The following is a 25167-nucleotide window of genomic DNA, read 5'->3' on the forward strand; positions in this document are numbered from 1 at the left end:
AGCGAAGGAGAACCGGCCCACACAGGAAAAGTTCCACTGCATCTCGTGCGGCCACCACGCGCACGCTGACACGGTAGGCGCTCTCAACGTTCTACGGGCCGGGCTGGTCCTTCGCGACGCCAACCCGGCGTAACGAGAAGCCCCCGGCCTCAGCCGGGAGAGGAGTCACGTCGTACTGGGTGGATTTCGCGACCGTGGCGGTGAACTCATGGCGGGACGCGTCGTAGGTGATCACTGGGGCTTCGGAATGCTGCCAGATCAGGCTGGTGAGCGTGTCGGCGTCACTGGCGCCGCTCGTGTCGAGTGCGCGGGCCGTGCGGTCAGCCGTGTCACGGGCTTGTTCCAGGGTCGATGCGAGCGCCTTCTCCCTGCGCTCGCTGTTGACATTCCCGGCATGCCAGACCGAATACCACAGCCAGGAGACGACGATGCCGAGAACGATGATCAGCGCGATCAGGACGGTCAGGCAGCCGGTGGTCATGAGGCGGTTCGCCCGCCTCATGACCACCGCACCGCCCGTCTTGTCAGGTGCCACTAAGCGCTCCGCTGGAAGTGCCGCGATGCGTCGTCGGCCGTCTGCGGCGCCATCGTGGCTGGTCGCGCAGTTCCCCGCGCCCCTTCAGGGCGCTGCCGAACCGTAGCGGACTTAGCCCGACCTGCTTAGAGACCTTTAACGGCTGAGGTTACGGCGGTTGGAGGTCGAGTCCGGTCCTTACGATGAGGCCCTCGACGGGGTTGAGCTCAGGCGCATACGGCGGCAGCTGGTAGACGGTCAGCCCTAATCGGGCGGCGATCGGCTCGCGCATGGTGGCACCTGCCGAATGGGGAAGGCCCCTTGCCAGGCCGACGCCTGCGAGGGGTCCTTCCCGTACGGCTCCTGTCCGTCTCCCCCTCGGGGAGCAGCGGGACCCCGTGCTCGGTTCGATCAGAGCTGGTCCTGTGGGACGTCCTCGTCAGCGAGACCGCTCATGTCGAACTCGGCATCGCCCATCGCCGGCCCGCCGAGGAAGCCATTCATGAGGTCATCCAGGTCGAGCGTCGTGGCACCGGCCGGAGCGGTGGGCCTGGTGCCCTCGCGCATCCGCAGGGTCAGGCCGAGCTTCTTCACCTTGGCGTTCTCGGCCAGCTTGGCGAGATCGATGTCCACCTGGGCCAGCTCGCCGTTCTTGAGGGTGAAGTCCGCCGTCACCTTGGCATTGGGAGCGTCCTTCAGGTCCTTGGCCGTCGGCAGCTCCATGCCCGGCGGCAGGTCCTTCACCAGTGGCCGGATCTCGCCGAGCAGTGAGGTGATCAGCGTGCGGAAGGGGGCCGTGGCGGTGACGTGCTCGGTGCCGTCCCCGCCACCGTCAGTCTCGAACTCGACCTCACCCGCGACGACGTCGCGGAGGGCCTTCACCAGCTTCTTCTGCGTCTTGGCGTCGAGGGACCGCGCGGCACCGCCCTCGGTGTCCTGGCCCTCGGCGGCGGCCTTGTCCATCTCCTTGGTGTTGAACTTCACCCACTTGCCCTCGATGACGTCCTTCATCGCCCCGGCCTCCGGGGGCAGATCGTCAGCGTCCGGCAACGGGCTGCCCATCGTCTTGCCCATGGCGTCCATGTCGGCACGGATGTAGGTGTAGTCGCCGATCACCCGGTACTCGACAAGGGCGCCGTCCGGGGTGCTGACCTTCATGGCTGTGCCGATGAGGTCCTTCTCGCCGGACTCCTCGAGCGGATTCTTCGACTGCACGGTCACAGTGATCTTCGCGCCACTGAGCAGCTCGGCGGCCTCGTCCGGGATCTCCTCACCGGGTGCGGGGTCGGACGAGGCGTCCAGCGCCTTCAGGGACGCGACGTCGGTGTCCAGGTCGACCTCGAAGGAGAGCATGTTCTTCTTGCCGAGCTCCTCAAAGGCCCGGTCGAGCTTCCTGCCGGCGGACAGCTGCTCCACTGTTCCACAGGCGGCGGAGCCTGCGAGGACGGCGCCGACGACGGCGGTGGCGGTCAGGGTCTTGCGTATGGCGTTGATGATGGTCTCCTCGTGGCTCCGATCACAACGTGATCGATCAGAAGACTCACACCCCGCCTGAAGGGTTGCCCTGCCGGTCTCGCGGCCTGGCGGCGCACGATCTCGGCGCCAGCGTCCAGCACTGGTCACTCCAGCCAGAGGCGGCCGGGCCAGCATCCAACACCGCTTCCAGAGCACGGAGTCGTCTCTCTTGGAGCTTGCATTGGGCGCCACCGGGGCCCTTGAAGGCCAGGGCCCGCCGACCGCCCGAAGCCAACGCCCGCCGCCAGCGATTCGCCGACATCCGGGTCACCCTGAACCGCCGGGCCGTCTCCCGGACACTGGCCCGCCTCGATCAGGTCAGCGGCTGCGAGCCGGACTTGCTCACGCCGAGACGGTACGGAAACCCAGGTGCGCCACGCCGCGGCACACCGGCACGGACGCGAACGCGTCCGCCTGCACCCGGAACAACCCGGAAGTGGCCACTGCAGGGAATTCCCAGCCATCAGTGGCTGAAGTCCAGTGACCGGCGAAGTGAACCCCACGGCCTTTTAGGCCAGTTATCCCGTCGGGATGACATAGATCACCGCATCGCACAGTCGTCATCCTGTCCGACTTCTGTGATCTTGTCATCGTTTCCGTTCTTTACCTGACGCATACCTTCGCATTGGCATCACATGGGTGATGCAACTGAAAATGCGAGAGGTCGAGGAATCATGACGGTTCACAGACCCGCGCCACGACGGCGCGGGCGGCCTTGGCTCGGGGGAAGCGTTCGCTGGACAGCGGGCGGCGTCGCCTTGGTCATGGCCATCACCTTGCTCGACGCGACGAGTGCGGGGGCGGCGTCGCCGCCCGAGGCCGCGGATGCGCCGAAGAGGACGTCGGCGACGGAGGCGGCCGACATACCTGCCGCCCGTGTCGCGGCCAGGCTGTCCGGCGAGCGGGTCGAGGCGCTCTCGGAGCGCACCGAGACGTCGACGACGTGGGCGAACAAGGACGGCAGCGTCACCACCGAGTTCGCGGCCGGTCCGGTTCGCTTCAAGCGGGACGACAAGTGGGTCGACGTCGATGTGGAGTTGCGCGAGTCCGGCTCCGGTGTAGAGCCCGTCGCGCATCCGGGGGGTCTGCGGCTGGCCGGTAAGGCCGGTACCCCGGCGAAGTCGCTGACGGCGGCACGCGAGGCCAAGGCCACCGATCTGGTGACGCTCGGTGAGGGCGATCAGCAGATCACCCTGCAGTGGAAGGGCGGGTTGCCGAAGCCCGAACTGGACAGCACGCGGGCTGAGTACGTCAACGCCGTACCTGGCGCGGACGTGGTCGTCGAGGCCACCCGTACCGGCTTCGAGCAGTACGTCGAGATCAAGCAGCGCCCCGGCGCGGACGGCTACTCCTACACGCTGCCGTTGAAGGCCAAGGGACTGAAGGTCAAGCAACTGGCTGACGGTAGCGTGCAGTTCACCAACAAGAAGAACAAGAAGCAGGCCGTGATGCCCGCTCCGGTGAAGTGGGACGCCACCGTCGACAAGCGGTCCGGCGAGCACACGAACCGGGCCAGGGTCGGCCTGACGGTAGTGCAGAAAGGTTCTTCCGTCGACCTGGTGGTCACCCGGGACACGGAGTTCCTCACCGACCAGGACACCACGTACCCGGTGACGGTCGACCCGTCCACCTCGTCGCTGTTGAACGTCTTCGACACCTACGTGCAGCAGGGCGAGACCGTCGACTGGTCCACCGACACCGAGCTGGACCTGGGCAACCCGGGCACCACCAACTCCGACGGCACGCCCCGCTACGCGCGGTCGTTCATCACCTGGAACACCACGCCGATCCAGGACGCGCTGATCCTGGACGCCGAGGTGTCCCTGTGGAACTTCCACTCCGGCAACACTGTGCCCCGGCCACCTGGACGGTGTGGGAGACGGGAGCGCCGTCCACCTCCTCACGGTGGACCAGCCAGCCGACCTGGATCCAGCAGTACGCCAGCTCCACCGAGACCAAGGGCAGCTCCGCCTGCACCGCCGACGGCTGGATCAACGCGGACGTTACCAACCTGGTTCAGACCTGGGCCTCGGCGAAGAACACCAGCTCCCACATGGGTCTGCGCGCCCCGTCGGCCTCCGTCAGCCAGTGGAAGCGCGTCAACTCCGCCAACGCCGCTTCCAACCCGCCCAAGCTGGTGGTGAACTACAACTACCGGCCGCGCACCGGCACCAAGCAGGAGGCCGGCCCGCCGTATTTCTCCTACAGCGGCGCTTACGGCCCCGCCGGCCAGCGGCTCGGCCTGGCGCCGATCCCGGCCGGGCCGGCGAACGGACGGATGCTGCGGCGGACGCTGGCCCTGTCGCTGGCCCACCGCCCCGGCGGGCTGCTGGCCGCAAAGATCCACCTCAAGCACGTCTCCGTGGTCACCACCGAGGGCTACGCGAACCGGCCCGGCGGCTCCCAGGGCAACCTGCTGGCCGAGGTGGAGCGGGAACAGGACAACCACCACCTGACGCTCACGAAGGAGGCCTTCGAGGACTACCGCGCGGGCCGCATGCCCGCAGGCCCCGGGGCCCGCGAGCTGATCAAAGCGTTCGAGCACATCGACGCCCAGCTCAAGGACCACGAGCCGGGCACAGCGGTGGTACTGGAGGCCGAACGGCGGCTGGAGAACCTGCTGCGGCAGCAGTCCAAGCACCTTGCATCTGCAGACCGCGAACTACTGCTGGTTCCGCGACCCCCACAAGGCCCTGTGCCTGAAGCTGGCGGGCACCCCGGACGCGACGAAGCCACTGGGCGGGATGTGCGACTCCGCACGCTGCCCGCAGGCCACCCACCACCCCTGCCACCTGCCGGTATGGAAGTCCGCCGTCGGCAGCGGCCGGGTCTTCCTGGACAACCCGCGCTTCCCCAAGGGCGAGAAGAAGCGACTCGAGCCCGAGGTGGAGCGGGCCCAGCGGGTCGTGGACGAGATCTGCCAGGCCACCCAGACCGAAGAGGTGAGCTGAGCATGGCGCGGATCAGCGACGAGACCCGCGCGCGCAACGAGCAGGCCATCCGCCCGGCGATGGACCGGATGCTGCGCGGCGAGCTGCCGCCCGGCGGCAAGTGCGATCTCAAGACCCTCGCCGCCGAGGCCGGAGTGACCCGCACCGGCTTCTACCCAAAGAAGAACCGCGACGGCACCGAACGTCCGGGCCCCTACCAGCACTTGGCCGAGGAGTTCGAACGCCGCCTGCAAGCCCTCCAGGACGCCGGGCAGGTCCCCGACCTTCGAGCCGCGCAGATCGAACGCCTCAAGGCCGAGGTTCGCCGAGCTCAAGGACCGCATCGCCGCCCGAGATGCGGCCCTGCGCGAGCTGGAGGACTTCCGAACCCAGGCCGTCTCCCGGCTGGCCGCCCAGCACGAGGAGATCACCCGCCTGCGCACCCAGGCCGCCCAGGCGGCCGAGGCGGGCAACCTGCGGCGTCTTCCGAGCGCCGGTGACCGCACAGCGCCGTTCGGCTCATGTAGCTGACCGGCGCGGCACCGGTTGGTCCGCCCGTGCGCACCGGCGGACCAACCGGCGTCAGGGGCAAGATGCTCCTCGGTCCAGTCCCGCCTCCCACTCCTCACGGTCGGGCTGCGGCAGGGCCTCGCTCAGGGCTGTGGTGCCGAGGTTCAGAACGTATACGCCGTCGTCGCGGAAGGGGCGGAACCCCAGGCGGGACCAGGTGCGTTGGAAGGCGCTGACTGCGCGGTCGCGGGCGGCGTCGTCCTTAAGGCCGGTGCGGTCCAGTGGGGAGGGGTAGCAGGCGGCCTGGCCCACAGCCCCGGGCGATGGCCTTGCCTGGCCAGCACCACGCCGACGCCGAAGCCCCGCCACGGGCAGGCCATCTGTGCGGAGTTGAGCGGGAGCATGCCCGAGCCGAACGGCTCGGCGGACTCGTCCAGGTCGTCGCGGATGTGTCCGGTGGCCGGGTCGAGGATCGACTCGGCGATCACGCTGATGTCGCCGTCGAGGACGCCGAACAGGTCACGGGTGGCATAGGGGCCGGCGCGGTAGAACTCGAAGTCGCCGACGTGCTCGACGCTGCGTTCCCCTTCCCAGTCGTACAGGTCGGCGGCGACGTGCCAGATCTCCGGCTCGTCCTCGCCGGTGTCCCACCAGCCCCGCTCGCAGGTGTAGGTGAGGCGGATCGCACTGATTGGGCCGGGCAGCGCCCGCAGCTCAGGCGCCGTCACGCGTGCGCCTTCGCGGCTTGGAGGGCTTGGCCGGAGGGCACGGCAGGATGGGCCTATGAAGCTAACCAAGAATTCCCATGCCTGCGTCCGCCTGGAGAAGGACGGCCGAACCCTTGTCATCGATCCGGGCGGGTTCTCTGAGCAGGACGCCGCGCTCGGCGCCGACGCGATCCTCGTGACGCACGAGCACCCCGACCACTTCGACGAGGCACGGCTGCGTGCCGGGATGGAGGCCAACCCCGGCGCGCAGATCTGGACCCTGAAATCGGTCGCGGAGCACCTGACCGCCGCGTTCCCTGGCCGCGTCCACACCGTCGGCCACGGCGACACGTTCACCGCGGCCGGATTCGACGTCCAGGTCCACGGCGAGCTGCACGCCGTCATCCACCCGGACATCCCGCGCATCACGAACGTCGGCTACCTCGTGAAGGGCGACGACGCCGGCACGGTCTTCCACCCGGGCGACGCGCTCACCGTCCCCGACCACCCGGTCGAGACGCTGATGCTCCCGGTCCATGCACCATGGAACAAGATCTCCGAGGTCATCGACTACGTACGCGAGGTCAAGCCGCGACGTGCGTACGACATCCACGACGCACTCCTGACCGACCTGGCCCGCCCGATTTACGACCGGCAGATCGGCGGGCTCGGCGGCACGGAGCACCTGCGTCTAGCCCCGGGGACCTCGGCGCAGCTCTGAACAGGCCCTACCGGCCCAGGAGTTCGAGCACCTCGTCGATCGTGCCGATCTCGGCGATCCGCGGGAATGTCTTGCCGAAGGCGTGCTCGTGGGACGAGGCCTCCGTGCCGGTCGTTGCGTCCCACGAGCACCAGGTGGTAGCTCAGCTCGAACGCCGAGCGCGCGGTCAACTTGACGCCGATCGACGACGACACCGCCGAGCAGGATCTGCGCGACCCCACGCCGGCGCAGCTACAGATCCAGCTCGGTGCCGGTGAACGCACCTCAGTGCCGCTTGGTGATCACGACGTCATCGCCGACCGGCCCGAGGTCGTCCGGGAACTCGACAAACTCGGTCGGCGGTGCCTGCGTCAGGCTCGGCGCGGCGGACCGGCTCACCGGCAGGTCCGCCACCGTCGGGCGACCAGGCTACCCGCAAGCGTCCGACCGGGAGGCCCTTGGCGCGGAAGGTCGGCGAGCCGCACGGCGTTCCTCAGCACGTCGCTGGAGGGGTGCACAGTGGGCAGTCCCAGAATGCCGTTCTGGAGGTCGATGAGGACGAGGACGGCGAACTCGTCCAGGGAGAGGGTGGTGGGCCTGCGGCGTCACGCGACGGCCCACCACACACGGCACGAAGACATTACGGGTGAAAGGCCGAGCCGACCAGCGACCGAACCCCACTGAAGACTTTGGGGGGAGTTTTCTCAGACTCCGAGGTCGTCAATAAAAGCGATCTTCGGCAGTTCCAGCGGGTAGAGGCGTGACCTCTCAGTAGCGATCCAACGAATCAATGATTCAATTGATTCAAGTGCGTCATCAGGATCGGTTAATTCGGACATGAGATCCAATATGCTCCGCATGGCTGCGACCTTTTCCGGATAAAACTTCCCGAAGAGGTCGCAGCACATGCCCGGGTCACGCGTATATGCTTGCTGCCGTTCGGCAACCAATTCTAGGGCGGCGCGCAGCACTCGCTTCACAAGCCGCAAAATGAGCGTTCGCGCAAACGTCTCAGAGGTGCCGTCAACGGCGCAACGGACCGTTTTGAGATCGAGTTCGAGATTGAATAGATGGCTGAACGCGTCCGCATCAATTCGGTAGGGAGCGATCCGCGGCGCGAAGTCTTCGCCGTACACCAGAGCCGATTGCGTCTTGATGAAGAAACCGCTCTTACGGTCCGTGAGTATTGTTGTCGCGGACGTTATGGCGAGATCGATGTCGACGACAGTCGAGTGTCGGCTGAGCGTGCGATCCGCAGCCTCCTGTATCCACACCCTGTCGAACGCGTGCTCCTGGTACGTCACGGCTATGAGATCAAGGTCTGAACGTCCCCATACGGCTGTTCCGGTGGCCACTGATCCTCTGATGTAAACGCTGGCAAGATCTTGGTAGCGTGACCGGCATTCATCCACCAGACTCTCGATGAGGGGGTGCCATTGCGGACCCACCTTCTCGGCGTCGGCAAGATTTATCAGATAGCCGTCAGAATCAAGGGGAATAAACACTAGTCAATCCTCGCTGTAAGCAACTTGTCTGCTGTGGCTGTCACCTCGAGAAGCCGGTCGTTCTCCGCTGCGGTGCCTATGGTGACGCGGGCAGCTTCGGGAAAGTCGCGTATGAGGACCCCGCCAGCCTCGCAGTGCGCCGCAAAGGCAGCGGGATCCGCCATGGGGAGCCAGAAGAAATTCGTCTGAGACACTGGGGCCTGGGTCGCAAGTGCCTTCAGCGCCGGGTACATCCGGGCGCGTTCCGCGGTGATGAAGTCGACGCGGCGGCGTACCTCTTTCTCCTGTTCGAGCGCGGCGATCGCGGCTACCTCGGCGAAGGTGCTCGTGGAGAAGGGGGCCAGGAGCTTGCGCATGGCGGTGGCCACTTCCGGTGCGGCGGCCAGCCATCCCAGGCGCAGGCCGGCCAGGCCCCAAGCCTTTGACATGGTGCGGAGGACGACTACGTTGCGCCGGTCGCCGTACTCGACCAGTCCGTCCGGGACGTCGGGGTCGGTGACGAACTCGCCGTATGCCTCGTCCAGGACGACCAGGACCGATTCCGGGACTGAGTCGATGAACTTCGTGAGCTCTGCGCGGGTGACGGCGGTGCTGGTGGGATTGTTGGGATTGCAGATGAGTGCCACGCGGGTGTCGGCGGTGATCGCCGCCGACATGGCGTCGAGGTCCTGGCGGAAATCAGCGGCGCAGGGCACCTGTACGGGACGTATGTTGCCGCCCACCGCGACGACCGGATACGCCTCGTAGGAGCGCCAGGGGAAGACGAACTCCTGGCCGGGTTCGCATACTGCCTTCAGCAGCAGTTCGAGGAGGTAGACGGAGCCGAAGCCGGTCACGATCCGATCCGGTGTCACACCGTGGCGATCGGCCAGGGCGTTGCGCAGGGCCACGGCCGCCATGTCCGGATAGCGGTTGGAGTCGCCGGCTGCGGCGATGATGGCTTCGAGGACACCGGGCAGTGGGCCGAAGGGAAGCTCGTTGAGCGCGAGTCTTGCAGCGTCGGGTGCCTGCGGGGCACCGCTGCTGTCGAGCGGGATGGGGCTTGGCAGGTAGGACGGCAGGGCATCCAGTTCCGGCCGGGTGAGCTGCGCTTTCAACGGTCCTCCTGAGACGGGTGAACTCCGGTGCGATGGGCGGGTCGCTGAGGGCGGCGAGGGTCAGACCGGAGTGGGCGCAGGCACCACGGGCATGCGGGACGCTTCGGTGGTCCATGCCCCGTCGACGTGCTCGATGTAGTCGTAGAGAGGCTGGAACTGCACGCACGCGCTTTCCTCGGACGCCACGTAGCGCTGTGTCTTGAGGGCGACATCGTGCGGAATCGGCTCCAGCGGTCCGAGCCCCGCCGACAGCACCTGTGCCTTGCACGCCCTTTCCAGGGTGATGTAGCGCCAAGCCGCCGCCTCCACCGAGGCCCCGACTGTGAGCAGGCCGTGGTACTTGAGGATCAGGGTGTTGAGGCCGCCGAGCGCCTCGGCGGTTGCCCGGCCGTCCTCGAAAGTGTGGGGGAGGCCGCCGAAGAAGTGGTCCACCGCCTGGTCCTGGTAGAAGGCGCAGGTGTCCTGGCTGGTGGCGGGGAGGATTCTGCCGGTGCTTGCCCAGATGCGCCCGTACGGGGAATGGAAGTGCGCTGAGGCCACGACGTCCGGTCGTGCGGCATGCACGCTGGAGTGCAGCACCAGGGCGCCTATGTTGACCGGGTGGCGGCCCGCCAGCACGTTGCCGTCGTAGTCGAGCAGGACGAGGTCGTCGACATCGACCATCGACAGATGGACCCCGACGGGGTTCACCCAGAACGCGTTCGTCACTTCCGGGTCCCGGCAGGCGAAGTGCCCGGCGAAGCCCTCGCCTTCGTCGTAGCCCCACCGCGAGAAGAGGCGGAGTGCGGCGATCAGCTGGGTTAGGCGGTGCTGCCGCTCCTGAGCGATCGACCGCGTGATCTCGGGATCGTCAGTGTCGTTCACGAGGACGATCGAGCCCTTCATGGTGTGCATTCCCCTCGTCGTTGGATGGGCTGCCGAAATGGAACGTGCGGGGCCGGGCGGCAGGGCGTGATCGTCGCGGGACGACCGACGCATGAGGTGGGCGCGAGGCGGCGAGCTCTTGCCGGAGCAGTGGGCGGCCCGCGAGGGGCGGGGTTGAGATCCTGCGCTGCCACCATCCGGCCGCCGCTCGAAGCCGTGGGATCACGAGGCGTACCAAAGCGTGGGCCGTCTCGTATGCGTGCCCTTCCGGGGCCGCCGCCTCAAGGGAAGGAGCTCGCCACAACGGCGGCCGACATCGACCGCATCACCTGCGTGGTAAAGGTCGGCTTTATCGAAGCTCCGTTTTTTCTAAGCTAGTTGAGAGGCGATCCGGCTCGACGGAGCCTCGATCCCGTCGGGAGGGTGGCTCAGGTGGTCGAGACGTTCGCGAAGATCTCGGGGAACGCGTCGACGAGGGCCTGCCTCATGGCCAGCTGTACCGTCTCGAAGTCGCCGTCGCCCGGGACCGAGACGAAATCGGTGAACTCGGGGAGGTCGAGGTAGGCGGCACGGAAGGTCTCGAGAAAGTCCGGGTCCTCCTCGTCGATTCCGCGCACGTTGATGCGGCGTACCGCTTCGGCCGGGGAGACGTCCAGGAAGATCGTGAGATCCGGCTTGGGCGCACCTCCGAGGAGTCTGCGCAGGAAGTCGACACTGCCGACCCCCTCAGCCTTGGCCAGGGCGTACTGACAGTAGACGAAGCGGTCGACGATCACGACGTCCGGGGACGTCGTGAGGTTCTCCGCGAGGGCGGTGACCCGGGCCAGTTGGGAGCAGGCGGAGACGAGGCGCATGGTCTCGCCGCCGATGAGCTCCAAGTGGTCCGTGAGCCCCTCCTCTTCGGCAATCGCGTTGAGTGCCTTGCGTACGGGGGCCATGGTGAGGCTCCGGTGTGCCTGGCCCGGAACGCCCTGTGAGCGGAGCCAGTCGCCGAGCATGCGCACTTGGGTCGACTTGCCGGCTCCGTCCAGGCCTACCACGGACACGAGTCGCCCGGTTCTGGCTCCTGGGGCCGCAGGGTTTTGCTGTGCGCGCACTTGTACCGCCTAGTGAAAGTGTTCCGTCACCAAAATATTGACCGGCCTGCTGTGCGGCTTTCGTGAGGGAAGGCGAGAACCAAGGATGCGGATTTCCGTGAGGTGAATCCACGGTTCTGAACTCGCGTCTCCCCGCCGACGCCTCAGTGAACCTAGATCCTTACCAGCCGCATTGACAACCGCTTTTCCGATGACGTCTCGGGTGATGAGACAGGCGTGGCTGAGAAGTGGTGCCCCGATCGGATTGGCTTCTTGATCTCCGCTGCTCGGGCGTGGTCTGGTCGTGAATGAAGGGCGCATCCGGTGTCTTGTTTTAGCTTCGCGAACTAGGGGTGCGCGATAGCGTCCGTGCCGTGGGGCAGGAGAGGGCGGGCTATGTGTAGGCGGAAGGTCTATGGGGTGAACTCGCCCGATTTCGCCGCGTGTTGGAAGTCGCCAGCGATGGAACGATATGGCGAGACGCCGAGGTCCGTATGAGTGTTGACGGCTAATGTCGGGTCTGCTTATCGTGCTTCCTCGTTGGCAATCCCGGCGGTGACCCGGGTGAAACGTCTCGGTTTCGCCGTCAGCCGTTACGGATTCTTCTGTTCCGGATTCTCGCAGCGTCGCGAGGGACGGCTCCAGCCGTCGCCTTTTAACTTGCGCGGGTATCCCCATGGGTTTCTGGTCCGTCGGTTTGCGGTGGCCTTTCCGCGTCTGAGTACTTCTCTAGGAGTTGCATTGACAGCGCAGTTGCCCGTTGACGACGGGGGAGTCGGCACGGTCGTCGCCAGGCGCCTCATCCTCGCGGATGCCGCCTACCAGTACACGCTGGCGCCGGTTGCGGACGCGCCCGTGCTCGTGGCGGAGCTCGTACCCGAAGAAGGGGCCACCACGCGGGCCGTGGAGTACCTGCGCCAGGGGGACACCGTCGCACGAGCGGTTGCCGTGCTGGACGCCACGGATGGGGCCAGGGCGCTCGTCCTGCCGGCCGAGCCCCTGGCGACCTGGGCCGGTACGGGGCTCGACGAGGCCTTCACGGACCACCTGCGCACCGCCCTGGCGGCGCCGGGGCAGGCTCCGGATTCCGGTTCCACGGACGAGGCGCTTGCGGCGCTCGGCCCCGTCATGCTGCTCCGCACGCACGCCGGCGAGCAGCAGCCTTATACGGAAGTACTGATGTGTACCCGTATCCGTGCCATCGGGGCGCTGTTCGTCCGCGTCGCCCAGTTCGGCCACGCCGCCGACGTCGGCCTCGGTGAGCTCGTGGCGGCGGCGTTCAAGCACCGCACCGAACTCGAGGACTTCGTCCGCATCGAGGGCAACGCCTATCTGGGATACGAAAAGGACATCGAGATCGAGGAGAAGGTCACCCTCGTCGACGACGCCCCCATCTGGCCCCTCACCAAGAGCATGTGGACGGCCGTCGAGAACGGGGACTTCCCCGGGTTCGTCACAGACCCCGGATACGAGCTGACCCGCTGGCACTTCGTCCAGTACAACTTCGAGGTGCTCGCGCCGGACGACGAGGTCGGCCACTTCGCCTTCCAGGAGCGTGCGGACGGCACGTACCGGCTCAAGATGAAGAAGTTCGCGAAGGACTCCCTTCGCCGCATCGAGACCTTCCGCAACGGCCTGGAGATTCCGGGCGCCGACTTCGAGGGTTACCTGGCCCGGGAGTTCCCCGGCCTGAGCTTCAGGCGACTGCCGGGACTGCGGCGTACGAAGTTCGACATCAACGTCCAGTCCGTCACCACCGGGCACTGCTTCGGCATCGAGACGGACGAGGTCACCCTCAGCGACGGCTCCGGGCGCAAGATGCGGCAGGTGGAGACGGAGTACCTGGAGACCCGTCGACACGACGGCATGGACGGGACGTCGATCGACGCCGAACTGGGCCGCCTGACCAGTCTGGTCGAGGCGCATCTGGCGGGGCTCGGTATCGCGGCCAACCGAGGCCTCTACTCGAAGTTGTCCTTCCTGCGCGACAGTTCGCAGCCCGCCGACCGCTGACGGTCAACGGCCGCCGCGGAGCAGATCGCGGCGGCCGTGACCGCCTCATCCCTCAGAATCCGGCCGGACCCTAAGGACGTGCGGCGTGAAGACAAGTCGAAGGGGGATCCGATCCTTCCACGACATCACGCGGAGTGATGTCGATGTGAGGCGCCCCATCGTGACGCTGTTCAGCGGAGGGCTGGACAGCACCTACCTCCTGCACCGCCTGGTGCAGGCAGGCTCCACCGAGGTGCACGCCCTCGGCGTGGACGTCGGTGGCGACGAACAGCCGGAGCAGATCCGGCGGATCGCCGACCAGCTGGGAGTACGGCTCCACCTGGTCGACGGACGGGCCGCGTTCGTGGAGGAGTTCGTCAAGCCCGCGATCGCCGCACACGGCGTGTACCTGGATACCCACCCCGTCAGCTCGTCCCTGAGCCGGCCGCTCATCGCCCGTACGGCCGTGCAGGTGGCGCGGGAACTGGACGCGCAGATGATCCTGCACACCGCCAACCGCTCGCAGAACACGCTACGCAGACTGAACGGCGCGCTCGAACAGCTCGGGTTCCAGGGGTACTTCGGCACCCCCTACGACCTCGATCCCGTGGGCCGGGAGATGAAGATCAAGGAGCTGCGGGCCATCGGCCTCGACGAGATGGCCGAGCGCTCGGCCAGCGGCGACTCGAACCTGTGGTGCCGCGAGTTCGAGTCCGGGAGCCTGGACGATCCCGAGAACCACGCGGTGCCGGAGTCCTACTACCGGTGGACCGCGACGCGAGGGACCCCCGACGCGGAGGACCTCGAAGTGACCTTCCACGCCGGAACGCCCGTCGCTGTCGACGGCCGGGAACTCCCGCTCACGGACATCATCGAGCTGCTCAACCGAACCGTCGGAGCCCACGGCCTGGGCCGCCACACCGGCCTGGAGCACCTCGCGGACGGAATCAAGGTCCTCGAAGTGCGGGAGATGCCGGCGGCCTGGCTACTGCTGGCGTCCCGCCGCCACCTGGAAACGGCGGTGCTCGAGGCCGAGGCCCTCAGGGAGAAGATCCACGTCGAGCAGATCTGGGTCCGCGAGGCGCTCGAAGGACGCTGGTACGGCGGCCTGCGAGCGGCCTGCCAGGCCTTCGTCACGGCACTCGTGGCCCCGGTCACCGGCACGGTGCGCTGGCGTCTGGCAGGCAGCCGGACCTCCACGGTCTCCATCGTCGCCGCCGACCCCAAGTACGTGCGCAGCAGGGAGGACTGGGAGTGGGCCGCCATCAGGGAAGAGATCTCACACCTGGGCGGAGCGGTGAACGACGGCAACGGGAACGGGAGCACACAGTGGTAGGGCCCCAGCGCGACACCCAGCCCGCCTCCGAGCGCCTGGTCGTCATCGACGCGAGCGTGCGCACCGCGCGCAGCGCGCACACCCTCGGCTGCCACACCGTCTTCGTCCAGCGTCCCGGCGCCCCGGTGCACGAGCTGGTCGACGATTTCTCGGGCTACTACAACGTGGATTTCACGGGGGAGACGTTCGAGGGATTCGTCCTGGAGGTCCTGCGTCCACTCGCTCCCACGGCCGTGGTCTCCCTCAGCGACGACGGCGTCCTGCCGGCCGCGCTCGCGAACTCCCTGCTCGGCACGCCTGGCACCCAGGCCGACGTACTGCGGCGCCTCACGGCCGGCGCGGTGAGCGGTGAGGCCGACGGCACCGGGGAGTGGTCCGCGTACACCTTCAGCGAGGCGGGAGCACACCGGTGGGTGGCGCTCCTGGACGAGGGAACACAGCCGACGCTGCTCGAGCACGTCGTTCCGGAGCGGCGGTTGACCTCCGGCGAGTACGACGCCGTCGAGGCTGCCCTGACCGGGTTCCTCGACGCCGCGGGCCTGGAGAACGGACCCGCCCGCATCCGGCTGCGGAGCCGGGACGGCGAGGTGCGCGTCCTCGGGGCTGCCCCGACCGCGGGCACGGACGAGGAGGCCGAGCTGGTCCGGCGACTCACGGGATTCGACCTGGTGCGCGCGTCCCTGGGCCGGGCCCTCGAAATCGCCGACGACGCCACGAGCCCCGCCCGCGCCCAGGAGGGGGCCACCCGATGACGAAGACGACCGCGCTGTTCATCAACAACCATCCGTACGCGAACTTCGACCGCGGCGGTACCCACATCCTGCCGAGCTCGGAGATCGGGATCCACATGGTGGCCCGCCAGCGGGTCCACGGCGGAGTCAGCGGATTCGCCGACCACCCCCTCGACCACGTCGCGCTGTGCGACGCCGACGAGGAGGACCGCTGGCGCGAGATCTGCGAGTGGACGCTGCGCAACCACCCCATCAGCCGGGTCATCGCCGTGCACGAGCGGGCGGTGCTCCTCGCGGCGGAGATGCGCTCGAAGTTCGGCCTCGCCGGGATGGATCTCGAGACGGCGACCCGCTTCCGCGACAAGGTGCGGATGAAGGAGACCGTACGGTCGGCGGGCGCCGCGGCGGTTCCCGACTTCGCCGCCCTCGACAGCGTCGAGGACCTAGAGAGAGTGGACTGGAGCACCGGCCGCAAGGTCATCAAGAGCCGCTGGGGCCTCGCCGCGAAGGATCTCTACATCGTCGAGTCACTGGAGGAGGCGCGGCGCATCGTCGGCGGCCTGGACCTCTCCGGCTCGCACTACGAGGTCGAAGAGTTCGTCAGGGGCCAGATCTACCACTGCGACTCCGTCGTGCTCGACGGGCGCATCGTCTTCCGCAGCGTCGGCAAGTACCTGGCCGACCCCGCGAGTTACAGTCCGGGCTCCATCTTCGGCACCGTCCTCGTGGGCGAGGGCGAGCTGCACCGGCGCATCACCGCACTGAACGCAGAGGTGCTGGCCGCACTGGGGATCCAGGACGGCACCACCCACCTGGAGCTGTTCCACACGGAGGCGGACGAGCTGGTGTTCTGCGAGGTCGCCGGGCGCCCGCCGGGCGGCACCATCCCCCCGGTCATCCAGGCGCAGTACGGCTTCAACATCGTTGAGACGCAGATCCGCATCGACGCCGGGCTCGACATCTCCCTCGGGTCCGCACCCGAGCCCGTGGACGGGGGCGGCACGAGCGGATTCATCGCCTTCTACCCCGGAAGTGGCGACGCGCAGGGGATCGACGCCGACCGGCTGGCCGCCCTGGGCGTCGTGGAACACATCACGCACAGCGGCGCGGGCAACGGCCGCGGAGGCGTCCGGCACTCCACGGACTTCCTCGACTCGTACGTGGTCAGGGCCCCCGACGACGAGGCGCTGCTGCACCGGATCGCCCGTGTCAAGGACGAGTACCGGCGGTGACGGCCCCCGCGGTATGTCCCTTCCCCGCGGGGCGCGACAGCAGCGCCCCGACCCATGAACGAAAGATGTGGCATGCCTGACTTCGACCTGATCGGCATCGGCACAGGGCCGGCGAACCTGAGCCTCGCGGCCCTGTCCCACCCCCTGCCCGAGATCCGCACCCGATTCCTGGACGCCAAACCGGAGTTCCGGTGGCACCCCGGACTCATGCTCCCCGACTCCCAGCTGACGGTGACGTACTTCAGGGACCTCGTCACGCTCGTCGACCCGCGGAGCAAGTTCTCCTTCCTGAATTTCCTCGTCGAATCGGGCCGGGCATTCAGGTTCCTAGAGGCGAACGGACTGAGCTGTTCCCGGCGCGAGTTCGAGCAGTACTACCAGTGGGCGGCCGCGCAGCTTCCGTCGCTGCGATGGGGCAGGCGCGTCGAGTCCGTGTCCCTGGCCGAGGACGGCTTCCAGGTCACCTCCGAGGGCGGTGACACCAGCACGGCCCGCAATCTCGTCCTCGGATCGGGGTCCGAGCCCCGCCTGCCCGCCTTCGCGAAGCCCTTCGAGGGCGAGCGGGTGGTGCACAGCAGCAACCTGACCGTCACCCGCCCCGAGTGGAAGGGCCTCCGGGTCCTCGTCGTCGGGGCAGGGCAGAGCGGAGCCGAGGTCGTCAACCACATCCTGTCCGACGAGAACCGCCTTCCCTCGTCCCTCACCTGGACCTCCAGCCGCATAGGCTTCCAGCCGCTGGACGACTCGCCCTTCACCAACGAGTGGTTCTCGTCGAACTTCGCCGGCTACTTCAACGGGCTTCCCGCCACGCGCCGCGCGGAGATCATCCGGGAGCAGCACGACGCCGGCGGCGACGGCATCACCGACGAGCTGCTGGGCTCCGTCTACCGGCGGCTCTACCACCTCGACCACGTCCTGCGGTCTGAGCTGCGCCACCGGCTCCTGGCCTGCCGCCGGGCAGTGGGCCTGGAGCAGAACGGATCCGAGATCGTCGTCGACCTGCACGACGTGAACCGTGGGGACGTCGAGCGGCTCCCGGTGGATCTGGTGATCTTCTGCACCGGATACCACAGCCCGATTCCGGAGTACCTCAAGCCGATCCAGGACCAGTTGTCCATCGAGAACGGTAGGTTCGGCGTGCGGCCGGACTACTCCCTCGAGTTCGACGGACCGCAGGACCTCCGCATCTACGTCCAGGGCTTTGCGGAGAGCACCCACGGCATCAACGACACGCTGCTCAGCCTCGCGTCCTGGCGCAGCGCCCGCATCGTCAACTCCGTGCTCGGACGCGAGGCGTACCGCGTCGCCGACGGGGCGACCACGGTGGTCTGGCAGTAGCGCCTTACATCCGAGCGGTTCTTCGGACCGCGCCCACGAGGGAGATCATGAGTACCGACAACGCTGCGGCGAAGGCGCTGTTCGAGCGGACGAGAGTCTCACGCAACGACGAGCTCGTGTTCGTGGCGAAGCTGGCCGTGGCCCTGCTGCTCAGCTGGCTGGGAGGGTTCCTCGCCCTGACCTCCGGCCTGCTCGGCGCATCCATCGGCGTTCTCCTGCTCGCCGCGATGTACACGCACATGGTGGAGCTGCAGCATCAGTGCCTGCACCACTCGGCCTTCCGCAGCAGCTCGCCGCACCGGCCCGTGGGATTCCTGCTCGGACTCCCGCTGCTCTCGGCGTACAGCCACTACCGGGTTCAGCACCTTCAGCACCACAAGTACCTGGGAACGCCCGACGACTCCGAGTTCTTCGGCTTCGACACGCGTGCGCCGCTGACCTGGGGGGCCCTGCTGCGGGGCACGCTCAGCCCCGCGCGGCTGTTCCAGGTCGCGGTGGACGTTCTCAAGAGCTGCCGGGGCAGCTGGACGTACACGATGGGACAGATCGCCGACCGTGCCCGTCGGCAGGTCATCACCGAGTACCGCCTGTTCGCGCTGTACATCGTCGGGGCGGCGGCTCTGTCCGTCGGGGGGTACGGGCACGCCGTCCTGGTGCTGTGGGTCCTGCCGCTCCTGCTGTCGATACCGATCCACTTCCTCCTGGAGCTCCCCGAGCACGTCCTGTGCGAGACCGACAGCACCGACGTGCTGCGCAACACCCGGACGATCAGCGGCAGTTGGTTCAGCCAGTGGTTCACCAACGGCAACAACTTCCACGTCGAGCACCACGCGTCGATGGTGGTCCCGATCAACCGCCTCCAGGAACGCCATCCGGTGGCCAAGGAGTACGCCGTGCACACGGACGACAGTTACGCAACCTTCTACCTGAAGATCATGAGAGAGGCGAACCGCAACCGCAGGCAGCGCCGCGCGCTGGACACCGCCGTCAAGTAGGAGCGGCCGGCCATCCCGGGAGAAACTCACATGCACCAAGGGCTGCCCACGGACACGCGCGTGCTGCGCGTGCTCGTCACCTCCTCGATACTCTCGAAGGTCGCGGACTGGCAGATGGGCATCGTCATTCCGCTGGCGGTACTCGCGGAGTCGGACTCCGTCGCCCTGGCGCTGGTTTCGTTCGCGCTGCGCGGTGTCTCCTACGTCGGCTCGCCCTTCCTGGGAGCGCTTATCGACCGCTTCGACAAGCGGACGATCTACGTACTGGCCCAGCTGCAGCAGGCCGTGTGTCTCGTCCTGCTGGCGGCGCTGCTGTCCAGCCAGCTGTCGGTGGCCGCGCTGGTGCTGCTCTCGGGCTTCGGTGGTGTCGCGAGCACGATCACCGGCCAGTTCGTGCTCATCCCGAAGTTGATCAGCGCGCCCGCCCGTCCCGTGGCCGTGGCCAAGCTGAACTCGGCGATCGAGCTGTCGAAGGTCATCGGGCTGGTCCTGGGCGGCACCGCCTTCGACCTCCTCGGCCCGGCACCGGCCTCGCTGTGCATCGCGGTCCTGTACCTGCTCGCGGGCTGCGTAGCGCTGCTGCTGCCCAGGGTGGCATCCAGTCGCGAGAAGATGGACATCCGCCGGGACCTCGCGATCGGATTCCGCTGGCTCGGCCGCCGCGAGATCCTCTGGCTCGTGGTGACCATGTCGATGACGAACCTCGCCATCGGCCAGCTGGAGCCCGTCCTGATCACCGAGTTCGGGGACCAGGGCATGAACAGCACCGTCATTTCGCTGGTGTTGGCTGTGGGCCTGCTCATCGGCGCCCTCGCCAGCCGCCTGGCGCCGGCCATCGCTCCCGCATGGGGCCCCGAACGGAGGATCCTGGCAGCCCAGTTGATCGCGTTCGTCGGCCTGGTCCTGGTGGCCACGCCGCTGCTGCCGGTGCGGCTTGCCGGTTTCATGGTGGAGAGCTTCGCGGTCGCCGTGAGCAACGTGGCCTCCATCACCTACCGGCAGGAGACGATCCCGGCCGACGTCGCGGGCCGGGCCAACGCGACGATCCGCATGTTCATCACGGGGGCCACCCCCCTCTCCGGATTTCTCTTCGCGTGGGCGAGCCGTTTCGACGGCTTCTGGTACTGGCTGCCCGGACTGGGTCTGTGGGGCGCCGCGATCGTGATCTGGGCCGTCTACACCCACAGCAGCGAACCGGCCGCCCAGGGGGCGGACGACCTGGAAGGAGTCTCCCTTGGAGATCGATGAGCTGGACCACGCCGTCGTCGTCACTGTGAACCGTGACGAGGCCGAGCAACACGCCTGGAAAGGCACTGACGCGCCGGTCGACATCGTCAGGCTCGCCAAATCCGACGATCTCGACGAGGCGACCCTGGCCGACCTGGGGTTCGTGGCGCGCCCACGCTGGATCAACTGGTGCGCTCCCGTACGGGATTCCGAGGCGGACTTCGAGGCCGCGCTCTCCGGTACCGAGCGGCGCAACATCCGCCTCGGCCGCCGCTTCGTCCAGGACGAAGGACTGCACGTCAGCGTCCGGGTCGGACTGACCCCGGAGCTCGTGGACCAGTTCCTGGTGCTGTACGACCGCCAGATCGAGACGATGCCGCGCGGGAAGAACTTCGCCCGCCGCTGGCGCGACCGTCTCCTCGCGGCGGGGCACGAGCACGTCAGCGTCTGCGTGTACGAAGGCGCCCGCATGATCGTCGGCTCGCTGTGGTGGATCCGCCCCGAGCAGTCCGTGCTGCAGATGCGTTTCTCCGCGGCCTCCGCCGACGCGCGCCTGAGCCGGGTGATGCGGGTCGCCTACATGGAGGCGTTCCGATTCGCCCGCGAAAGCGGGCTGGCTTTCGCGTCTCTCGGCAACGACCCGTCCCTCTTCGGGCACGTCGTCCAGCCGGGACTGTTCACGTTCAAGAGTCGCTTCGGCTTCGCCCCCGTCCCCTCCCAGACACTCGACCCCAAGCTGGGGGGCGAACACGCCGACAGGATTCTTACGCTGCGCTCGCTCTCCGACCCCGCGCTCGTGGTGACGTGGGGACGGCACCGAGGCACACCACTGTCCTGGCCGGAGTCCGCGCAGGCCCCCGGCCACGATCTCCTCATACTGTCATCCGCACCCGACGAGGCGCTGACGGGCCGCTTCCGCACGGATGGTTTCCGGGAGACCCGGTCGGTGACGGTCGTGTAACCGGGTGGTCCACGGGCCGCCGCCGTGTCTATTCGCAGTGGAGGCAGTGCGAGTGCACCCGATTGTAGAAGGGACACGAATGATGGAACGTGGTACAAGCAGTGATGTCAGCGAGCAGCAGGCTGGCGCACATTGGGTCATATGGGAAAACTCCGGCGAAGAGACGGTCTTTGACAAACGACTGAACATCCCCGTGTACCTATCGAGCCCTGGCGTGACACGGGAGGTGATACAGCTTCTGCGCGATAGCGGGGCCCAGGAATTCACTGATTATCCAGGTCGTCCATGCCATGCGCATTCGTGAACAGGACGGCTACGGAGCATCGGGCCGCCGCCCCTACCCGGCAACGGCCGGAATTCCTCACGGGAAGGGCCGACGAGGCGATAGACGGTAACGACAGCGGTTTTTCACGGGTTTGGGAGGCACCCCGATCCACGGTCGGGTGATGGTAATGGTTTTGGGAGGCGCTGGGTCAATTGCTAGGTCAGCATCATCGACACTGGCATCGGCTCGTGGCGACTGGCGCGGGCGGCAGAGCCCGCCCGGATAGGTGAGCTCTGCCGCCCGAAAGTCCAAAGTTCCAGTAGGTCAGCGGATGCTGGACGGGATGTCAGGCACCGCAACGGGACGGAGCACTGTTAGGGACTCTTCCTGGCGAGCCATCATCGCAAAGGAGAATTTGTCGATTTCCAAGCAGAGATCGACATCGTCTGGGTGGTATCCGCTCCGCAGCCCACCGGCGAGGTCTGCCGCGGCACGAGAAGTCCTCGCGCGGTGGAGATACGGGGCCGCCTCGACATCGCCTCCGGCCATACATTGACCAATGTATTCAGCGCAGGCCAGGTCTTCGTCGGCCTGGCCTCCCTCGCCGGTGACAACGAACGTCACCGGACCGGAACCCTTGGTCTGCAGGAACCGCGCGGTCGGGCCAGCCACCACGAAGCTCGCGCACAAGACCAGCGGCGCGTTCGCGACGGCCAGCGCGCCCACGGTTCCTGCCGTCGTCTTCTGCACCAGCGTGCGCCCAGCGAAATCGCATGACCTGAGCAAGCCGGGTGAGTTCACCGCGTCGAAGCCCGCTGCTGGAGCTCCGTCCTTCAAAGCCAGCCAACCCGAGCCGCTCTCCTTCAAGGCAAGTGCCTCACTCTCCGTTGAGGCCAGGACGATCCTCTCGACGCCACGCGAGAAGGCCCAGGCAGCCACGGTGAAGGCGCGCATGACGTCGATGACGACAGCAACACGGGGAACGTCGGTCAACTCTGGGATGCCAACGAAGTAATGGTCCATCGCACCATTCTGACGCCCCTGGATCATCCGAAGAGCAGGATCTGTACGGTCATCGGCCCTGTCTCACTTTCGGTGGTGACGCAGTGTTGTGAGGGGTCGTTGACCTCCGTGTGAAGGCTGTCAACCAGCTCGTGCTGACGGTGTTTTCGGTCTGTCCCCACTGGTCATCGAGGATGTGGCCGACGAGGGCGAGCGGATCGTGGTGCGGGCACGAACTCCGCAGGACACCGCGGTCTGCCCGGCGTGCGGGGCACCACGCTGCTGGAGCCGGACGGGGGACGCGCCACCGTGGCGGGGTACGACGTGGCCACCCAGGCTCGCAAAGTGCGGACCCGCATCGGTCTGGCCGGCCAGTACGCGGCGGTGGACGAGCGGCTCACCGGACGCGAGAACCTCCGGCTGATCGGCATCCTGCTGCACCTCGGGAGACGCGAGGCCAAGATCCGCGCCGACGAACTCCTCCATGAGTTCAGACTCGTGGAGGCCGCTGACCGGTCGGCGAAGACGTACTCAGGCGGGATGCGTCGCCCCTCGACATGGCCGCGAGCCTGGCCGGCCGAACCGCCGGTGCTCTTCCTCGACGAGCCAACGACGGGGCTCGACCCCACCGGACGGCGGACGCTCTGGGAGATGATCCGCAACCAGGTGTCCGAGGGGGTGACCGTATTGCTGACCACCCAGTATCTGGAGGAGGCCGACCAGTTGGCCGACAGGGTCGCGGTCGTCGACAAGGACACTGTGATCGCCGAGGGTACCCCGACCAGCTCAAACGGAAGGTTGGAGGCGAGCGACTTGAGGTGTCTGTGGCCTCCGCTACCGATCTGGCCCCCGTGTCGCAGACGCTGGTCGGCCTCACGCCCGGGGAGCCGGTGACGAACCCGCAGACCCGTACTGCCTCCGTCCCGAGAGGGACCGAGGCGGCACCGTCACTCGCCACTCACCGAACCTGCGGCACCCGTATAGTCAGGCGCAAGGCACATCAGAGACCCTATGACATGTGTCACGCCAGCCAGGCCGGAAAGAAACACGATGACCCCCCACGCCACTGCGCACGTACGAGGCACAGCCCCCGCCTAGAACGACACCGAGGGCGTGGGACACGGCGAGTGCCGCGACGCGGGACGGAAGGGTGAGCTGGCAGCGGCCCGTGATCTCCAATTTTCCGACTATCTCTTGCCAGAAGCTGGCTTGACCAGGCACTTTGCATGCCGGACATGTTCGCCACGTGTTCGGTCGATGTCGCGGTGGCTGGCGTTCGGTAGGCCGCGGACTGCGATGCCTTTCGCTACGGGTCGTCACGCTGCGGGGTCGTCGCCGACTTGAAGTTCGTTCACCCATTCCTGGGCTGCTGCGAGGCCCGGGGCGGTGCCGGCCGGCTCATACGCGAACCCGCTCCACTCCTCCAGGACGCGCGGCTCGTCGGGCCGGAGATGACCGGCGCCGCCGTGCGCTGGCCGGTGGCGTCGGTAGATGTCCATCGGCGGGCGGCGCCGCTTGTCGTACGCGGCGAACGGGTTGTCGGCGTCCACGCGCGGGACGGCGCGCGACGGCTGGTTCGACGGTCCGGGTCGGCTGTGCTTGCCCATACCTCGATGCTCTCAGGCCGCGATCGTGGTCGGCCGGGCGGCGGCGAGGTCCTTCGCCCGGGTCCGCACGTCGTCGACCGTGGCGGTCTCGTACGGGCGAGCCGCGTCCAGCAGCGTGTTGAGCCGGGAGGCGACGAGAGTGGAGTCGACACGGGCCGCGTCGTCGAGCGCCTGGTGGGCTGCGGCGGCGGCCCGCTCCGGCTCGCCCTCGTTGAACAGTGCGGCGGCGAGGCCGACGCGGTCCATGACTTTCACGTGGTCGAAGCCGGACTTGCGCAGATGTAGCGCGTCCTCGAAGTGGGGGCTCGCGGCTCGGCAGGGAGGTCCGATTCCGGTGAGGTCACGGGCGGATACCGCGCGGGCGCCGGCGTGTTCGGCGGCGTCGAAGTAGCCCACCCACTCCGGCACGTCGTCGCCGAGTCCGTGGGCAGGGAGCTCATCGGCAGCGCCGAGGTACGTATCCGCCTGGCGCTCGTCGCCGAGGGCCGCGTGCACTCGGCCGGTCTGCGAGGCGACCAGCGCCCGGGTCGCGGACATCTGGGCCTTCGTGGCGGCGACGCCGAGAAGGCCCAGGACGTCCTGGGGACGGCCGAGGTAGATCATCTGGTGGGACATGCGGGTGACGATCTCCATCCCACGATCCGGCTGTCCCGCTTCCCCGGCCGCGTATACGCCGTAGCTCCAGTACCGCTGTGCGGCGCCGTACCGGCCGCCGGCGTCGTGGCTGACCCATCCGGCGAGCGCTGCCAGGTCGGCGGTCGCCGAGAAGACCCGGGTCTTCAAGGACGCCGGGACGCCGTCTTGGATGCGGCGGGCGACCTCGGCGAGGTGGGCGACGATCGCCGCGCGGTACAGGCCGCCGCCCTTGGATGCGTCGGCCTTGGTGAAGAAGGCGGTCGCCTCCTCCAGCGCGGTGACCGTGTCCGCGTCGAAGCCCCTGTGGTCGTTGTTCAGGGCGCGGGCGGTGCCGCCGAGCATCCGTTCGGCGGCCAGGATCAGCGGGGCGCCGACGGCGAGTTTGAGGGTGTCGCGACGGTTATGAACAGGTCCATCTGCGTCCATC

At 67.6% G+C, this 25167-nt stretch carries 23 protein-coding genes and 3 pseudogenes; 13 read left to right on the forward strand and 13 right to left on the reverse strand.

The features are described 5' to 3' along the window. Positions 1 to 91 precede the first annotated feature (91 nt). The 4 genes and pseudogenes from F7R91_RS37590 to F7R91_RS44550 all read right to left on the reverse strand — a co-directional run. Positions 92 to 535, reverse strand: coding sequence for a hypothetical protein (locus F7R91_RS37590; protein WP_150957760.1), 444 nt, complete (start codon positions 533 to 535; stop codon positions 92 to 94). Positions 536 to 683: 148 nt separating this feature from the next. Further along, positions 684 to 809, reverse strand: a pseudogene (locus F7R91_RS37595) (IS630 family transposase); the annotation flags it as partial. A gap of 116 nt (positions 810 to 925) precedes the next feature. Beyond that, positions 926 to 1930, reverse strand: a complete 1005-nt coding sequence (locus F7R91_RS37600; protein WP_150957762.1) for a hypothetical protein — start codon at positions 1928 to 1930, stop codon at positions 926 to 928. Positions 1931 to 2114: 184 nt separating this feature from the next. Then, positions 2115 to 2379, reverse strand: a pseudogene (locus tag F7R91_RS44550) (helix-turn-helix domain-containing protein); the annotation flags it as partial. A gap of 414 nt (positions 2380 to 2793) precedes the next feature. Here F7R91_RS44550 and F7R91_RS37610 point away from each other — a divergent pair. From F7R91_RS37610 to F7R91_RS37615, 3 genes and pseudogenes are all read left to right on the forward strand, one after another. Then, a pseudogene (locus F7R91_RS37610) lies at positions 2794 to 4247 on the forward strand (DNRLRE domain-containing protein); the annotation flags it as partial. 424 nt (positions 4248 to 4671) lie between these two features. Further along, on the forward strand, positions 4672 to 4980 hold the full coding sequence (locus tag F7R91_RS42350) for a hypothetical protein (RefSeq protein WP_191971821.1): 309 nt from the start codon (positions 4672 to 4674) through the stop codon (positions 4978 to 4980). A 2-nt stretch (positions 4981 to 4982) separates the two neighbouring features. Continuing rightward, positions 4983 to 5459, forward strand: a complete 477-nt coding sequence (locus F7R91_RS37615) for a hypothetical protein (protein WP_331000704.1) — start codon at positions 4983 to 4985, stop codon at positions 5457 to 5459. A 174-nt stretch (positions 5460 to 5633) separates the two neighbouring features. On the opposite strand, the gene F7R91_RS37620 is transcribed toward F7R91_RS37615, so the two are convergent. Beyond that, entirely contained in the window at positions 5634 to 6197 is a 564-nt protein-coding gene (locus F7R91_RS37620; RefSeq protein ID WP_150957764.1) for a hypothetical protein, read from the reverse strand. Between the two features lie 55 nt (positions 6198 to 6252). Between F7R91_RS37620 and F7R91_RS37625 the strand changes: the two genes are divergently transcribed. Then, positions 6253 to 6897: an MBL fold metallo-hydrolase gene (locus F7R91_RS37625; RefSeq protein WP_150957766.1), complete on the forward strand. Its 645-nt coding sequence runs from the start codon at positions 6253 to 6255 to the stop codon at positions 6895 to 6897. Positions 6898 to 7161: 264 nt separating this feature from the next. Here the strand turns inward: F7R91_RS37625 and F7R91_RS43945 are convergent, their stop codons facing one another. The 5 genes from F7R91_RS43945 to F7R91_RS37650 all read right to left on the reverse strand — a co-directional run bounded on the left by F7R91_RS43945 (position 7162) and on the right by F7R91_RS37650 (position 11388). Next, the gene (locus tag F7R91_RS43945; RefSeq protein WP_269144814.1) at positions 7162 to 7290 is read right to left on the reverse strand and encodes a hypothetical protein; all 129 of its coding nucleotides are present in this window, start codon (positions 7288 to 7290) and stop codon (positions 7162 to 7164) included. A 290-nt stretch (positions 7291 to 7580) separates the two neighbouring features. Next, positions 7581 to 8381: a nucleotidyltransferase domain-containing protein gene (locus tag F7R91_RS37635; RefSeq protein WP_150957768.1), complete on the reverse strand. Its 801-nt coding sequence runs from the start codon at positions 8379 to 8381 to the stop codon at positions 7581 to 7583. Further along, positions 8381 to 9478 carry a histidinol-phosphate transaminase gene (locus F7R91_RS37640; protein WP_150957770.1) on the reverse strand — a complete coding sequence of 366 codons (1098 nt, stop codon included), beginning with the start codon at positions 9476 to 9478 and terminating at the stop codon, positions 8381 to 8383. Before F7R91_RS37640 ends, F7R91_RS37635 begins: the two co-directional genes overlap by 1 nt. Positions 9479 to 9538: 60 nt before the next feature. Next, positions 9539 to 10363, reverse strand: a complete 825-nt coding sequence (locus F7R91_RS37645; RefSeq protein WP_191971817.1) for a class II aldolase/adducin family protein — start codon at positions 10361 to 10363, stop codon at positions 9539 to 9541. Positions 10364 to 10770: 407 nt separating this feature from the next. Then, positions 10771 to 11388, reverse strand: a complete 618-nt coding sequence (locus tag F7R91_RS37650; RefSeq protein ID WP_150957773.1) for a dTMP kinase — start codon at positions 11386 to 11388, stop codon at positions 10771 to 10773. Between the two features lie 771 nt (positions 11389 to 12159). Here F7R91_RS37650 and F7R91_RS37655 point away from each other — a divergent pair. The 8 genes from F7R91_RS37655 (at position 12160) to F7R91_RS37690 (ending at position 21230) form a co-directional block, all read left to right on the forward strand. After that, positions 12160 to 13431, forward strand: coding sequence for a hypothetical protein (locus F7R91_RS37655; RefSeq protein ID WP_150957775.1), 1272 nt, complete (start codon positions 12160 to 12162; stop codon positions 13429 to 13431). Positions 13432 to 13516: 85 nt separating this feature from the next. Beyond that, positions 13517 to 14746 (forward strand): argininosuccinate synthase-related protein, encoded by a 1230-nt coding sequence (locus tag F7R91_RS37660; RefSeq protein WP_150957777.1) that lies wholly within the window; start codon positions 13517 to 13519, stop codon positions 14744 to 14746. Next, a complete protein-coding gene (locus F7R91_RS37665; RefSeq protein ID WP_150957779.1) occupies positions 14740 to 15498 on the forward strand; it encodes a hypothetical protein in 759 nt (252 codons plus the stop codon). Before F7R91_RS37660 ends, F7R91_RS37665 begins: the two co-directional genes overlap by 7 nt. Then, positions 15495 to 16709 carry an ATP-grasp domain-containing protein gene (locus F7R91_RS37670; protein ID WP_150957781.1) on the forward strand — a complete coding sequence of 405 codons (1215 nt, stop codon included), beginning with the start codon at positions 15495 to 15497 and terminating at the stop codon, positions 16707 to 16709. Before F7R91_RS37665 ends, F7R91_RS37670 begins: the two co-directional genes overlap by 4 nt. A 72-nt stretch (positions 16710 to 16781) precedes the next feature. Then, entirely contained in the window at positions 16782 to 18047 is a 1266-nt protein-coding gene (locus tag F7R91_RS37675; RefSeq protein WP_191971818.1) for a lysine N(6)-hydroxylase/L-ornithine N(5)-oxygenase family protein, read from the forward strand. A gap of 47 nt (positions 18048 to 18094) precedes the next feature. Next, the gene (locus F7R91_RS37680) at positions 18095 to 19042 is read left to right on the forward strand and encodes a fatty acid desaturase family protein (protein WP_150957785.1); all 948 of its coding nucleotides are present in this window, start codon (positions 18095 to 18097) and stop codon (positions 19040 to 19042) included. A 30-nt stretch (positions 19043 to 19072) separates the two neighbouring features. Continuing rightward, the gene (locus tag F7R91_RS37685) at positions 19073 to 20290 is read left to right on the forward strand and encodes an MFS transporter (RefSeq protein WP_150957787.1); all 1218 of its coding nucleotides are present in this window, start codon (positions 19073 to 19075) and stop codon (positions 20288 to 20290) included. Further along, positions 20277 to 21230 carry a hypothetical protein gene (locus tag F7R91_RS37690; RefSeq protein WP_150957789.1) on the forward strand — a complete coding sequence of 318 codons (954 nt, stop codon included), beginning with the start codon at positions 20277 to 20279 and terminating at the stop codon, positions 21228 to 21230. The genes F7R91_RS37685 and F7R91_RS37690 overlap by 14 nt, the downstream gene beginning before the upstream one ends. Before the next feature lie 589 nt (positions 21231 to 21819). Here F7R91_RS37690 and F7R91_RS37695 read toward each other — a convergent pair. Further along, a complete protein-coding gene (locus tag F7R91_RS37695; RefSeq protein ID WP_150957791.1) occupies positions 21820 to 22518 on the reverse strand; it encodes a 2-phosphosulfolactate phosphatase in 699 nt (232 codons plus the stop codon). Positions 22519 to 22821: 303 nt separating this feature from the next. Between F7R91_RS37695 and F7R91_RS43345 the strand changes: the two genes are divergently transcribed. Beyond that, on the forward strand, positions 22822 to 23391 hold the full coding sequence (locus F7R91_RS43345) for an ATP-binding cassette domain-containing protein (protein ID WP_331000703.1): 570 nt from the start codon (positions 22822 to 22824) through the stop codon (positions 23389 to 23391). 422 nt (positions 23392 to 23813) lie between these two features. Here the strand turns inward: F7R91_RS43345 and F7R91_RS37705 are convergent, their stop codons facing one another. Then, positions 23814 to 24104, reverse strand: a complete 291-nt coding sequence (locus tag F7R91_RS37705; protein ID WP_150957793.1) for a DUF6087 family protein — start codon at positions 24102 to 24104, stop codon at positions 23814 to 23816. 12 nt (positions 24105 to 24116) lie between these two features. Beyond that, positions 24117 to 25166 (reverse strand): Tat pathway signal protein, encoded by a 1050-nt coding sequence (locus tag F7R91_RS37710; protein ID WP_225321019.1) that lies wholly within the window; start codon positions 25164 to 25166, stop codon positions 24117 to 24119. Position 25167 lies beyond the last annotated feature (1 nt).

The sequence above is a fragment of the Streptomyces luteolifulvus genome (assembly GCF_008806595.1).
In the GTDB taxonomy this organism is placed as follows: Bacteria; Actinomycetota; Actinomycetes; order Streptomycetales; family Streptomycetaceae; genus Streptomyces; species Streptomyces luteolifulvus.

What these genes read in the sequence shown, in the direction of transcription:
- F7R91_RS37615 (WP_331000704.1), top strand. Translation starts at nt 4,983, where the DNA reads ATGGCGCGGATCAGCGACGAGACCCGCGCGCGCAACGAGCAGGCCATC.
- F7R91_RS37675 (WP_191971818.1), top strand. Translation starts at nt 16,782, where the DNA reads ATGCCTGACTTCGACCTGATCGGCATCGGCACAGGGCCGGCGAACCTG.
- F7R91_RS37625 (WP_150957766.1), top strand. Translation starts at nt 6,253, where the DNA reads ATGAAGCTAACCAAGAATTCCCATGCCTGCGTCCGCCTGGAGAAGGAC.
- F7R91_RS37685 (WP_150957787.1), top strand. Translation starts at nt 19,073, where the DNA reads ATGCACCAAGGGCTGCCCACGGACACGCGCGTGCTGCGCGTGCTCGTC.
- F7R91_RS37670 (WP_150957781.1), top strand. Translation starts at nt 15,495, where the DNA reads ATGACGAAGACGACCGCGCTGTTCATCAACAACCATCCGTACGCGAAC.
- F7R91_RS37695 (WP_150957791.1), bottom strand. Translation starts at nt 22,518, where the DNA reads ATGGACCATTACTTCGTTGGCATCCCAGAGTTGACCGACGTTCCCCGT.
- F7R91_RS37645 (WP_191971817.1), bottom strand. Translation starts at nt 10,363, where the DNA reads ATGAAGGGCTCGATCGTCCTCGTGAACGACACTGACGATCCCGAGATC.
- F7R91_RS37705 (WP_150957793.1), bottom strand. Translation starts at nt 24,104, where the DNA reads ATGGGCAAGCACAGCCGACCCGGACCGTCGAACCAGCCGTCGCGCGCC.
- F7R91_RS37710 (WP_225321019.1), bottom strand. Translation starts at nt 25,166, where the DNA reads ATGGACGCAGATGGACCTGTTCATAACCGTCGCGACACCCTCAAACTC.
- F7R91_RS37680 (WP_150957785.1), top strand. Translation starts at nt 18,095, where the DNA reads ATGAGTACCGACAACGCTGCGGCGAAGGCGCTGTTCGAGCGGACGAGA.